Raw genomic sequence first — 12,473 nt, forward strand, 5'->3', positions numbered from 1 at the left:
GTTGACTGTGTCATTTGCATCAGAAACAAAGAAAGAGTTGACGAATCTTGAGATGAAGGAATGCTGTGAGAAAGCAGAATTATCAGCGTTACTTCGAATGAACGGGTCGCTTTCTTTTTCAAACCGTCGTCTATCTATCGATATTCAAACGGAAAATGCGGCAATTGCAAGAAGGATTTATACGCTTTTGAAAAAAGGATATGACGTGACGGTAGAATTGCTTGTCCGTAAAAAAATGCGCTTGAAGAAAAATAATGTATATATTGTGCGGCTTGTTGAGAAGTCTCGCGAAATATTAGCTGATCTTCATATCGTTCGAGATGACTTTTCATTTATTCGAAATATATCACAAGAATTGATTGAGAAGAAATGTTGTAAACGATCGTACTTACGTGGCGCATTTTTAGCAGGTGGTTCAGTAAATAACCCAGAAACATCATCTTATCATTTAGAAATCTTTTCGTTATATAAGGAACATAATGATGCTATATGTGAACTGATGAACGGATTTGATTTAAATAGTAAGACGTTGGAAAGAAGAAAAGGGTACATTACGTATTTGAAAGAAGCAGAAAAAATTACAGAGTTTTTAAATATTATAGGTGCTCATAATGCACTTTTAAGATTTGAAGATATTCGAATCGTACGTGATATGCGTAATTCTGTAAATCGTTTAGTGAACTGCGAAACAGCTAATTTAAATAAAACAATTGGTGCAGCACTAAGACAGATTGAAAATATTCGTTATATTGATGAGACAGTTGGTCTTGATATTTTGCCGGATAAATTACAAGAGATTGCACAATTACGAAGAGATTATCAAGATGTAACATTGAAAGAGTTAGGTGAGATGGTATCCGGGGGGAAGATTAGTAAGTCGGGTATTAATCATCGTTTGCGTAAAATCGATGAAATCGCAGAGAAATTACGCGCGGGGGAAACGTTAGTAAAAAAATAAGAGGTTAAAGGGGAAATGGAGCTGTGGTTCAAAAACGAGTTCAGGTTTCATTAAAAAACGGTTTACAAGCACGTCCGGCTGCGTTGTTTGTACAAGAGGCAAATCGCTTTCATGCAGATATCTTCATCGAGAAAGATGGAAAGACAGTAAATGCAAAGAGCATAATGGGGATTATGAGCTTAGCAATTGGAACTGGAAGCATGATAACAATTACAACAGAAGGTTCAGATGCAGAAGAGGCTTTAGAAGCATTAGCTGCATATGTACAATAAAAAGCTATCGCGTATATGCGATAGCTTTTTGTTTTTGCGGTTTACTTAAAGGGAGTTTTTGGGATAGGGGGTATGTAGGTGGTTTGTCCTTGTCGTAGATTGTCGGTAAATCGATATGTTGTGTCGAACCGTTGATATATTAAAAAAATCGTTGATATAATTTAAGTTTTGTTCGATATAATTGAAAAATCGTTGATATATTTAGGTGAATACCAGGGTGGGTATCCAGACGGAGGTGCATGATAATAAAAAAGCGCCCTGTAATAGGGCGCTTTTTTTATGTATCCAGCTCCAGCGGCTAGAATCTCCGGTCGCTTCGCCCCTTCATTCGAGGCAAAAAGCGCCTCGGAATCAGGTGCTCCATCGCCCTGCGATTCTAAACGAGCCGCTTTCGCTTTTAGTTGTATCCAGCTCCAGCGGCTAGAATCTCCGGTCGCTTCGCCCCTTCATTCGAGGCAAAAAGCGCCTCGGAATCAGGGACTCCATCGCCCTGCGATTCTAAACGAGCCGCTTTCGCTTTTAGTTGTATCTAGCTCCAGCGGCTAGAATCTCCGGTCGCTTCGCCCCTTCATTCGAGGCAAAAAGCGCCTCGGAATCAGGTGCTCCATCGCCCTGCGATTCTAAACGAGCCGCTTTCGCTTTTAGTTATTAACGATTTGTAAAGATCTTATCGATTAAACCGTATTCTAAAGCTTTTTCTGCTGTCATGAAGTTGTCGCGGTCTGTGTCGCGTTGTAGTACTTCAAGTGGTTGACCAGTGCGGTCAGCAAGAATTTGGTTTAGTTTTTCACGTAAGAATAGGATACGTTTTGCAGCGATTTCGATTTCAGTCGCTTGACCTTGTGCTCCACCAAGTGGTTGGTGAATCATTACTTCACTGTTTGGAAGTGCATAACGTTTTCCTTTTTCACCTGCTGCAAGTAAGAATGCACCCATAGATGCAGCCATACCGATACAGATTGTTGATACTTGTGGTTTAATAAACTGCATTGTATCATAGATTGCCATACCCGCTGTGATAGAACCACCAGGGCTGTTGATGTAGATGTGAATATCTTTTTCTGGATCTTGAGATTCCAAGAATAAAAGCTGGGAAACGATTGAGTTAGCTACGTTGTCATCAATTGCACTACCAAGCATAATGATGCGGTCTTTTAATAGTCGAGAGTAAATATCGTAAGCGCGTTCTCCACGATTTGTTTGTTCAATTACTGTAGGAATTAAATTCATCTGTTATTTCCTCCTTATAAAGCTTTCTTAGTCTTATAATACAATTATGGTCAATAAAGGTCAAACGAAACCACTTTAAATCAAAAAAATATGTAGTTGTACCATGAAATATTCGCTATGTTTTCGAAATTCCCTGCTTATGTATCTTCAACATCATAACCGAATTACATAAATTTAAACGTTATGAAAATTGGAGAAAAAAGAAAAGAACGCCTTTTAACTGAAGCGTTCTTTCGATAATTAGTCTTTTAAAAGATAGGTTACTTTATTTAAAATCTTTTCGATTTGTTTCGCGTTTTTACTATACATTTCGCTTGCTGATTTCGACTTTGTTTCTAAGGAAAATAGTTCAAGATCAGCATGACATTTTTTTAAAGATGCTAATAATAAAGGTTTGTTTTGAGGAGAAGGCATCTGGAGTTTGTCATTGTAAATGTCGATAGTAAGTTGTCCGTATGAATCCACTTGACCGAGGAAGACATTTTCAATAACAACACCGAGTTTTTCTAATTCTGAATGTAGCCAAGCGCGGTTATGTCCGCTTGCTGAAAGAGGTTCATCTAGTACATTTCCATCCATAATAACAGTTTGTGGTTCTTTCTCGTTTGGTACTTTTAAACCGATGTCTTTTGCTGTAAGTGGCTGGGAATCTTTCTTTAATAATACATTTAATTCTCCGCTTGGTTCTAAGACAGCAAATTCGACTTCAGCTACGCTGAACGCACTTTTTCCACGGAGAAGTTCCAGTAATTCGTCACTCGTATATTTTTCTTTCTTCAAGTTATCTTCGAGTATCTTTCCGTCTTTTATTAATACGGTAGATTTCCCTTCAAAGAAGTCCCGAGCTGTTTTGTTCTTTAAAGAGAGGATTCCTGTTAAAAAAGGTACCACAGCGAAAATGAGTATCGCAAAGACGCCGTGAAAAAATTTTGAATCGAGCCCTGTAGATACTTGGGCAGCGATGTCACCAATCGTCATTCCGGCTATGTATTCAAAAAAGGAAAGCTGAGAGATTTGTCTTTTCCCTAACCATTTCGTAATAGCGAATAAAATAATTAATATGAATACAGAGCGAAGAATGACAAGTGTCCATTCCGGCAGGTGAGACATAGTCGTTTCCTCCAGTCTACTTAAAACCCTTTATATTGAGGTTCTTCACGTTCTAATACTGAAATTCTATCCTTTAAATCAGCGATGATGCTGTCCATTTCTAACATACATTCATGAAATACGCGTTTTGATTCTTCGTCTTGTGAATTTAATGAAAGGGAGCTTAAACTTGCTTGGGCGCCCCTTACACTAGCAAGGCAAGTTTTTACGCTAGCGATAACAGTCATATAAACACCTTTTATCCTTTCGGTTTGAATAATAATGCTCCAATGAAGCCGAAAATAATAGCTGCTGATACACCGGCGCTCGTTACTTTAAACATGCCGGTAATAACGCCAACGATGCCATGTTTTGCAGCTTCTTCCATTGCGCCATGAACGAGGGCATTACCAAAGCTTGTAATAGGTACAGTTGCCCCGGCTCCAGCGAAATCAATTAATGGCTCATACAAATTAAATCCATCTAATATAGCTCCAGCAACAACGAGTGTTGCCATTGTATGAGCGGGTGTTAGTTTGCCGACATCAAACATAAGTTGGCCGATTACACATATGAGTCCGCCAATGACGAAAGCCCAGAAAAAAATCATTGCGTTGCACCTCCAAATTCAATCGAAACGGCATGAGCGATACACGGAATCGTTTCTTCTTGTTGGAATGTAAGTGGAGATAGTAAAGCGCCTGTCGCAACGACAAGTATTTTTTTGAACTCTCCTCTTTTCATTCGGTTTAATAAATGACCGTACACGACTGTTGCGGAACATCCAGGCCCACTAGCACCAGCTATGACAGGTTGTCCTTCTCTATAAATGATAATTCCGCAATCTTGAAATTGTTCGCTCGTTACTTTCGTTCCGTGTTTATGTAGTAAGTCATAAGCAATTTCGCGTCCTACATGTCCGAGATCGCCTGTTACGATTAAATCGTAGTAAGAGGCATCAATTTGGCGTTCACGTAAATGGGCTTCAATTGTATCAACTGCAGCTGGAGCCATTGCGCCTCCCATATTAAACGGATCCGTTAATCCCATATCAACAACTCGCCCAATCGTTGCAGATGTTACTCTTGGACCATGGCCAGTATCGCTTAAAATAGCGGCTCCTGCTCCGGTTACTGTCCACTGTGCAGTAGGCGGCTTTTGTCCACCGTATTCGGTAGGGTAGCGGAATTGTTTTTCTACAGCAGTATTATGGCTTGAAGCTCCAGTTAATAAATATTTTGCACCTTTTGCATTTACGATACTTGCCCCAAGTGCTAAACCTTCCATAGAAGTAGAGCAAGCCCCGAATAATCCGAGATAAGGAGTGCCCAGTGTGCGGCAAGCAAAGCTTGTTGGAGTAATTTGATTAATTAAATCTCCTGCGAGTATGAATTGAATATCATCTTTACGAAGCTCTGCTTTTTCAGTAGCGCGACTACAAGCTTCTTCGAATAAAATTTTATGTGCTTTTTCATAGGAATCTTGTCCGAGCCATAAATCTTCATGAAGGATATCGAAGTCTTCTGGGATGTTCCCCTTTGCTTCAAATGGTCCACCGACAACCCCTGTTGAGATAATGACTGGTTTGTTTTCAAATACCCACGTTCGGTGTCCTTGTAACATTTATAGCCCTCCCCATTGAACGAGAATAGTTTTAATAAGTGCGATGACGAAAGCGGAAAATACACCAAATAAAATAACAGAACCAGCTAGTTTAAACATATTGCCGCCAACGCCAAGGACAAATCCTTCCGTTCGATGCTCAATACATGCGGCAATAACAGAGTTACCAAATCCAGTAACAGGTACAGCTGTACCTGCTCCGGCAAACTGTCCAAAACGATCGTATATACCAAATCCAGTTAGTAACATGGAGATGAAAATGAGAGTTGCGACTGTTGGATTGCCTGCTGAGCGTTCAGTGAAATCAAAATATGTGATGTAAAAAGTAGAAATGAGTTGTCCGATGAAGCAAATAAAACCACCGACGAAAAAGGCTTTTATACAATTTTTTAAGACAGGTCGTTTCGGTTCGCGTTCTTGTTCGAATTTTTTATACTCCTGTTGTACAGGGGTTAAGTTTTTATCTTTACTAGCCATTGCAATCCTTCCTTTTCTTTTAAAAAGCGTTAAGTGTTAGACTCCATTTTTTTACCAATGAATTTTAATTGTTTATTAATTTCATCTTTAGATACTTCTTTTTCCTTAATTTTTCTTTCGAGTTTTTCGAGTAACATAAAGATTTTTTTATCTGTACTGACACGAACATCGAAAGTAGGGTGCTCATCACTTAGTTGCTTTTGAAGCTTTTTACGCAGCGGCTTTAATCCAAACCTTTCGTGATGCTCAGGTGTAACTGCTATGTAGAGATCTAAATTTGAATTCACTGCTGTGCTTTTTATAATTTCATCCATAGCGAGAGCTCTTTTTTTCGCTCCTTGTGATATAGATTGATTAAAGGATTCCGTACTCGTCTTTGTTAACTTTGGACCTTTTTCTTTCTCCGTTCGTTTTGCTTCTTCTTTCACTTTTTTATCTAAAGGACTATTATCACATCCGGTAAAAGAGCTAAATAGAAGTGCAAATAATGCGGTTATGAGGCCGAGTTTTCGCATAATTATCATTCCATTTCTATTGCAATATGTAATGTGATAGAAAAAGGATGACTGCATATCATCCTTTTTCTATTTCACAGCAAGACCGATTCGTTATTGCTGTGAGTATTGTGGTTCTTCTTGTTGGACTTCTTCAACGCGTGGGTTTAAAGAATCGATAATCGTTTGTGTTTGCTGCGCAGCTGTTTGGAAAAGTTGCTTCGCTTGTTGGTTATCCGTATCAAGAGCGAATCCCTCTAAGCTAGCTTGTGCACTTTTTAATCCAGAAACAGTTTGCTTTAATTTTGTAATTACAGTCATTGAATGAAGCCCCCTTTGGAATATCAATTCAAAGATTATAATTTGTGAGTTGGGGTGAATTTATGATTGGAAAATTTAGGGGTGGAATAGATTTTATATGCTTTTAGCTAAGGTGCATAAGGTATTATGGGGATATTTTTATTGATTTAGATGGATTTTATTGCTATTATTATGAGAAGAAAATGAAGTGTTTTCTATAATCATGCGCCCATAGCTCAGTCGGATAGAGCGGTGGTTTCCGGTACCACGTCTGCCGGGGGTTCGAATCCCTCTGGGCGCGTCAAAAAGTCCTAACTTACGTTTTGTAGGTTAGGACTTTTTTATTTATCTCATTATTTGAGGGTTAAACAAAACAACTGATGGAAGTCTCATTTTATATGTGTACTTTCAAAATGCCTTGTCTCATTGCTTCTGTTAAAGCTTCGGAGCGTGATCCTACTTTTAATTTTTTGAAGATTTTTGTTAGGTTGTATTCTACAGCTCTTGAACTCATGTACAGTTCATCAGCAATTTGTTTATTGCTACTTCCTTTAGAGACGGATTCTAAGATTTCTAATTCTTTTTGTGTAAGGAGAGCGGTTTTATTTTCAAGTTGTTGAGTCGTTATATCGTCTGTACGTAGTTGACGTAATAACGAAATAGGAAGTAAAGTATATCCGTTTACAGCTGCACGAATTGCCATTAATAGCTCTTGCTGAGAAGCTGATTTACTAATAATTCCGCTGATACCAGAGTTTATTAATAAATTGAATTGGGATACGTATTCAAAACCTGTATATAAAATGATTTTCGCATCTGTTTGAATATGTAATATTTTCTGGGCGAGTTCAATACCACTACAATTGGGCATATTCATATCCAAGAGGTATACGTCAAAAGGTGTAGCATCACTTTTTATAAGTGCTTCCTGTTCATTTAAAATATATTCTGCTTGCATATCTTCTTCTAATTCAATCATGCTCTTTGTTCCTTCGCCTACAATTTGATGATCATCTACAATTAATACTCGAATCATTATTTACCACCTCGGAACTGTAATGTTTATTTGAAGTCCTTTTTTAGCTTCGGATACTATATGTATTTCTCCACCAATTGATTGAAGCCTTCCTTTTATACCGGAAAGCCCCATATGCTGCTTAGGAGAGTAGGGAGTGTCTATATTAAAACCTTTGCCGTTGTCTCGGTAGTCTAGGAAAATACAGTTATTCTCTTCCCATAAAAAAATCGATACGATGGTTGCCTCGGAATGTTTATCTGCGTTTGTTAGTAGTTCTTGAATGATACGATATAAAGATAAAATTTTGTCAAAATCGTAATGATGCTCTTGAATTGATTCATGATCAAATTGAATTTGAAACTGCACACGTAATTGTGTTTGGGCTAGCAATTCTCTTAATGCACCAATTAAACCAGCATCTGATAAAAGTGATGGACGCAATTCATTGCATGTGTCGCGAATTTGTTGTATTACATCGTGCATACCGAAGTGGATTTTTTTTAGTTCATTTTTTAATTCTAGTGGAACGGATTTGTTTTTTAGTAAAGAGTCTAGTTTGCGGTACCATACAATTTGATCTTGTAATGCAGAGTCGTGTAAATCTGAAGCAAGTCGGCGCCTTTCTTGTTCAGAAATTTGAAAGAGTAGGCGTGATAAGCTTGCAGAATTTGTTTTGGATTCTAAACTCTCCTGCTCTAGAGAATGAATAATTTCATTAATGGCATACAAGTTTTCGTAAATAAGACGGACGTATGTCGTGACAGTGATGAACCATGATTTTTCATGCGTATTATATTTAATATTATTCACTTTTCTTCCAATCCAGATGTAGTGTTTTATATGTTTAGTAGAGTATAAGTAAATACCGATGCATCCATCATCCTCTAATAAATCATTAATTAGTAATGCTGCCATACTCCATTTTTTCTTTTTAGAAAGTGTGAAATCTTTCGTTTGTCCATATCCGTTGCATTGTGTATATGTGTTGTCTTTCATATCATATTGAACAAATTGAACAAAAGAAGGTTTCAACATCGAAACGATTTCATTAGTGAATTTTTTCTCTAACTCTTCTGTTTTCATAATAGATGATAGCTGTGCGGTAAACTGTTCAATGTTTACGTATAAGTTTGTTTTAGTCCGAAAGAGGTGATTACGGAATGTAAAATCTAATCTTTCTTTTAATATGAGAAATAGAATGTTTAACGGGAAAATAATAATAAAACTTTGCAGCAGTCGAGAGAGAAAATTGTCTTTGTAATAAATGCTCCAGCTCGTAATGATTGCAATTAATAGAGTTGGGATTAGTGACAGAAATGCGTAATATCGTAAACGATCAAATACAAAATCTATATCAAAAATCTGCTTAGTCGCTACTAAATAAAAATAACCGATTGGAAGAGCGATTAGGAACATAGCTCCAATATCTGCTGAGAGAATCGGTGTACTGAATATTGCATCTGGAAGAGCATAGAGTGTAACGAACGGAAAGAAGGCAATGGAATGGATCGTGAGCATTAATTTTAAAAATGGTTTATGTACTGTATTGTGATATTTGATATAGGCACGGATTAAAAAGTATATGCAAAAGATAATATTTATTGAAAGATAAATTAGTTCTAATCCATCGGTATTAACTACGGGAAATGGAATGAACATCATTAAAATAGAGAGTGATAGTAAAATGATGCCAATTGCAATGTCGATTTTTAGAAATCTCATAGAAATGACGTATAGTTGTTTTTTCTTGAATAATTCATTCAATAATAAAATGAGAGACATAGGTGTACCTTGAAATACAATACTTAAAATAATGAGGGCGATAAAATCACCTTTACCAGATTCAACTGCAATTAGAAGACTTGAGGAAGTCATGAATAGAAACGTGATCAAAAAGAATGTTTCTCGGTTCAAAGGCTTCTTGGTATAAAGAAAAATAGATAACCCTAAACAAATAAAAGCGAGTAGGAAGGGGAAGTATACAGAAATGATTTTGTCACGATAATCAATGAAATGTTCTGTTCCTTTATAAGTTTGAGTGATATCGTCTTTTTTAACTTGTATTTCAGATGCATTTAGTGATTGGTTTTGATATCCAGGAAGTATTCCTAAATGAGGTTTCTCTTTATTAATTGAATAGATTATATCTCCTTCTTTTAAGTCTGTATGAAAAGCCCAACCGGAGGATTTAATTTTTGCTATTGTGTATGTAGCTGAGTCTGTTTTAGAAATAAGAACGCCGCTATATGGTTGGTTTATTTTATATAAGATATAGCCTTGTAAACAAAAATACAGGATAGTTACACATGAAATGAAAACGAAGTTACGTTGTATCTGCAACGGTTTGGACACCTCTCTTTGTAGGTACATCATTTAATTTCTGAATATTTTCATAATAACATTTAAGAAGTTTTCATACAATCAACTTCATCTGTTGAAATTGCGGTGAACCACATAAGAGTGTTTCGCTTTTTTTACGGTAAATACAGTACGGATTGCGGGCAATAGCATCAGAAAGAAGTCTATGATAAAGATACAACTTAACAAGTCAATGAAGGAGGAAATAGTTATGAAAAAGTTTTTGTTGATGGTAGGCGGGATTGTATTAGGAATGGCGGTTATTTATTTCGTAAAAAGCTAAAAGGAGCTGTTATGGATGGCATTTGAAATTCAAGGATTAAATAAAACATTTGGTGAATATAAAGCCGTTAATGATTTAAATATACGTGTAGAAGAAGGTGGAATTTTAGGGATGCTGGGCCGAAATGGTGCTGGTAAGACGACAACGATTCGTATGATCTTAGATTTAATCAAACCGGATAGCGGCCAAATTCTATGGAATAATCGCCCTTTTTCAAAGAAAGACCTATCTATTGGCTATTTACCAGAAGAGCGTGGATTATACCCGAAAATGAATGTAGTGGAGCAATTGGTGTATTTCGGCAAGTTAGAAGGAATGCCAGCTAATCTTGCAAAAAGGCATGCGTTACAATGGCTAGAAAAATTAGAAATGACACCACATTTAAAGAAGAAAACAGAGGAATTGTCAAAGGGAAATCAACAAAAAATCCAATTGATTTCAGCGATATTGCATAATCCGGAATTCATCATACTAGATGAACCATTTAGTGGATTGGATCCTGTAAATGCAGAGATGTTAAAAAATGTTGTGCTCGAGTTAATTGCGCAAAGAAAAACGATTATTTTTTGTAGTCATCAAATGGACAGTGTAGAAACGTTCTGTGAGGAAATTTGTATTATGAAAAACGGTCAACTTGTATTATCGGGTGCCTTGTCAGATATTAAGAAAAGTTATCAATATAAATATATGACGTTGCAAACGGAAGGGGATATTGAACCTATTCTTAAGGAGAAGAATTTCAATTTTGAAAAAGTTAATCGTACGTTCATGATTAAAGTTAATGATGGAGAGGATGCATTTTCGCTGCTTGAAGATATTAAAACTAAACAATATATCCGAGATGTTTCTATTAAAGAACCTTCTTTACATCAAATCTTTGTTGAAAAGGCGGGTGCATAAGTAATGAGGAATTTCTGGATTGTTTTAGGGCAGACGTACTGGGACCGTGTGAGAACGAAAATATTTATTGGGATGACATTGCTATTAATAGGAGGAGGGATATTCTTATTCTCTTTTCCAACTTTAGTACAAAAGTTTTCTGGAGAGAAAGAAAAAGCAAAGGTTGTATTTATTTCTGAAGTACCTAATGTTACGGTGGATCAATCTAATCTTAGTAAAGCTCTTCCAGAATGGGATTGGTCTTTGGGAGATAAAACAAAATTAAATCAATATAAGCAAGAATTGTTAGATAAGAAAGTCGAAGCGCTCTTTATATTAAAAGAGGGTGCGGGTGCTGAACCAGTATTAGATTACTTTATGAAGCTAGATAATCCTAAGTTGATTCAAAGTGCACAGGTATTTGTACAAAATCAGTATTTTCAAAGTGCGGTAGTTAAGCAGCAGTTATCAGAAGAGGCTGTGAAATCACTGACGATGAACGTGCAAGCGACAAAACAAAACTTAAATAATGAAGAAACAAGTTCATTTTTACTAGTATATTTATTAGTAGCGATTATGTACTTAGCAATCACTTCATATGGAAATGCTATCGCGACAGCAGTTGCATCAGAGAAAGCCTCACGTGTTATGGAAGTGATGGTCACAAAAGTATCTCCTGTCCATATGGTTTTCGGGAAAATTTTAGGAGTCGGTCTTGCTAGTTTGACACAGTTATTTATCTTCTTCTTTAGTATGGCGCTATATATTAAATCTGGAATTTTTAAAGTATCCGATTCGTTTTTTGGAGTGAATATTGATGTAAATATGATTACAGGTGAGCACGCTGCATATTTCTTGTTATATTTTGTTCTCGGTTACTTCGTTTATGCGGCACTTTTCGCAGTGTTTGGTTCTATGGTAAGCAGGCCAGAAGAATTATCTGGAACAACGATGCCAATTACTCTTATATTGATGGGGAGCTTAGTGGTGGAGTTATTAGTAGTGCTTGATAACCCTGAAGGGCTAGTATCAAGGGTGACATCATATGTACCGTTTACAGCTCCAATTAGTATGATAGTTAGGATTATTAATGGGTCTGTGAGTGGTATGGAAATTGCAGCGTCTATATTGGTTCTGTTAAGTAGTATTAGCCTGATTTCTTTATTTGCTGCGAAAGTATATCCAAAGGGTATTTTGCGAAGCGGTAAGAGCTTGAAGTTATTTCAGCTTTTGAAAAATAGTTGATTAGTGGAAGAGAAGATGGGATCTTCTCTTTTTTTATTGCCCATTTTAATATCTTGTATTAATATTTACTATTAGTACTTAGTGTTAAAAATAAACGTTATTATTTTCTTTCAATATTATTCAAATTTCGGTTGTAAGTTGTAAATCTCATTAATACATATAAATTAATAATATTTTGGAATGGGTGTCTGTGATAGCATTCTCCTTTTACCAAACTTATTGTACAATAGAAACAAGGGGGAGATTA

14 protein-coding genes and 1 tRNA gene are annotated in these 12,473 nt (G+C 36.5%); 5 read left to right on the top strand and 10 right to left on the bottom strand.

Annotated elements, in window-relative coordinates:
- The first annotated feature begins 7 nt into the window (after positions 1 to 7).
- Together whiA and DN404_RS04065 are read left to right on the top strand one after the other, a co-directional pair.
- Positions 8 to 958 carry a DNA-binding protein WhiA gene (gene whiA / locus DN404_RS04060; RefSeq protein WP_000006558.1) on the top strand — a complete coding sequence of 317 codons (951 nt, stop codon included), beginning with the start codon at positions 8 to 10 and terminating at the stop codon, positions 956 to 958.
- A 23-nt stretch (positions 959 to 981) separates the two neighbouring features.
- The gene (locus DN404_RS04065) at positions 982 to 1,230 is read left to right on the top strand and encodes an HPr family phosphocarrier protein (protein ID WP_000250307.1); all 249 of its coding nucleotides are present in this window, start codon (positions 982 to 984) and stop codon (positions 1,228 to 1,230) included.
- Between the two features lie 648 nt (positions 1,231 to 1,878).
- Here DN404_RS04065 and clpP read toward each other — a convergent pair.
- The 8 genes from clpP to DN404_RS04110 form a co-directional block, all read right to left on the bottom strand.
- Positions 1,879 to 2,460, bottom strand: coding sequence for an ATP-dependent Clp endopeptidase proteolytic subunit ClpP (gene clpP, locus DN404_RS04075; protein ID WP_001049162.1), 582 nt, complete (start codon positions 2,458 to 2,460; stop codon positions 1,879 to 1,881).
- A gap of 240 nt (positions 2,461 to 2,700) precedes the next feature.
- The gene (locus tag DN404_RS04080) at positions 2,701 to 3,570 is read right to left on the bottom strand and encodes a DUF421 domain-containing protein (RefSeq protein WP_000018924.1); all 870 of its coding nucleotides are present in this window, start codon (positions 3,568 to 3,570) and stop codon (positions 2,701 to 2,703) included.
- Positions 3,571 to 3,590: 20 nt separating this feature from the next.
- Positions 3,591 to 3,797 (bottom strand): DUF1657 domain-containing protein, encoded by a 207-nt coding sequence (locus DN404_RS04085; protein ID WP_000215907.1) that lies wholly within the window; start codon positions 3,795 to 3,797, stop codon positions 3,591 to 3,593.
- 11 nt (positions 3,798 to 3,808) lie between these two features.
- Positions 3,809 to 4,159 (bottom strand): stage V sporulation protein AE, encoded by a 351-nt coding sequence (gene spoVAE / locus DN404_RS04090; RefSeq protein WP_000575919.1) that lies wholly within the window; start codon positions 4,157 to 4,159, stop codon positions 3,809 to 3,811.
- A complete protein-coding gene (gene spoVAD / locus DN404_RS04095) occupies positions 4,156 to 5,172 on the bottom strand; it encodes a stage V sporulation protein AD (protein ID WP_000938968.1) in 1,017 nt (338 codons plus the stop codon). Before spoVAD ends, spoVAE begins: the two co-directional genes overlap by 4 nt.
- Complete coding sequence (gene spoVAC, locus DN404_RS04100) at positions 5,173 to 5,649, bottom strand: stage V sporulation protein AC (RefSeq protein WP_000146953.1); 477 nt, start codon at positions 5,647 to 5,649, stop codon at positions 5,173 to 5,175.
- A 29-nt stretch (positions 5,650 to 5,678) separates the two neighbouring features.
- On the bottom strand, positions 5,679 to 6,164 hold the full coding sequence (locus DN404_RS04105; protein ID WP_001228545.1) for a YhcN/YlaJ family sporulation lipoprotein: 486 nt from the start codon (positions 6,162 to 6,164) through the stop codon (positions 5,679 to 5,681).
- Between the two features lie 93 nt (positions 6,165 to 6,257).
- On the bottom strand, positions 6,258 to 6,464 hold the full coding sequence (locus DN404_RS04110; RefSeq protein WP_000216166.1) for a DUF1657 domain-containing protein: 207 nt from the start codon (positions 6,462 to 6,464) through the stop codon (positions 6,258 to 6,260).
- A 204-nt stretch (positions 6,465 to 6,668) separates the two neighbouring features.
- Here DN404_RS04110 and DN404_RS04115 point away from each other — a divergent pair.
- Positions 6,669 to 6,744, top strand: a tRNA-Arg gene (locus DN404_RS04115).
- A gap of 93 nt (positions 6,745 to 6,837) precedes the next feature.
- On the opposite strand, the gene DN404_RS04120 is transcribed toward DN404_RS04115, so the two are convergent.
- Positions 6,838 to 7,479, bottom strand: coding sequence for a response regulator (locus DN404_RS04120; protein ID WP_000621765.1), 642 nt, complete (start codon positions 7,477 to 7,479; stop codon positions 6,838 to 6,840).
- A gap of 3 nt (positions 7,480 to 7,482) precedes the next feature.
- Positions 7,483 to 9,834, bottom strand: a complete 2,352-nt coding sequence (locus DN404_RS04125) for a sensor histidine kinase (protein ID WP_370512793.1) — start codon at positions 9,832 to 9,834, stop codon at positions 7,483 to 7,485.
- Positions 9,835 to 10,117: 283 nt separating this feature from the next.
- Here DN404_RS04125 and DN404_RS04130 point away from each other — a divergent pair, with 283 nt between their 5' ends.
- Together DN404_RS04130 and DN404_RS04135 are read left to right on the top strand one after the other, a co-directional pair.
- The gene (locus DN404_RS04130) at positions 10,118 to 11,002 is read left to right on the top strand and encodes an ABC transporter ATP-binding protein (RefSeq protein ID WP_000863491.1); all 885 of its coding nucleotides are present in this window, start codon (positions 10,118 to 10,120) and stop codon (positions 11,000 to 11,002) included.
- A gap of 3 nt (positions 11,003 to 11,005) precedes the next feature.
- On the top strand, positions 11,006 to 12,226 hold the full coding sequence (locus DN404_RS04135) for an ABC transporter permease (RefSeq protein ID WP_001243610.1): 1,221 nt from the start codon (positions 11,006 to 11,008) through the stop codon (positions 12,224 to 12,226).
- Positions 12,227 to 12,473: the final 247 nt, after the last annotated feature.

The organism is Bacillus sp. TE8-1, from assembly GCF_008368855.1.
GTDB classification, from domain to species: domain Bacteria; phylum Bacillota; class Bacilli; order Bacillales; family Bacillaceae_G; genus Bacillus_A; species Bacillus_A cereus.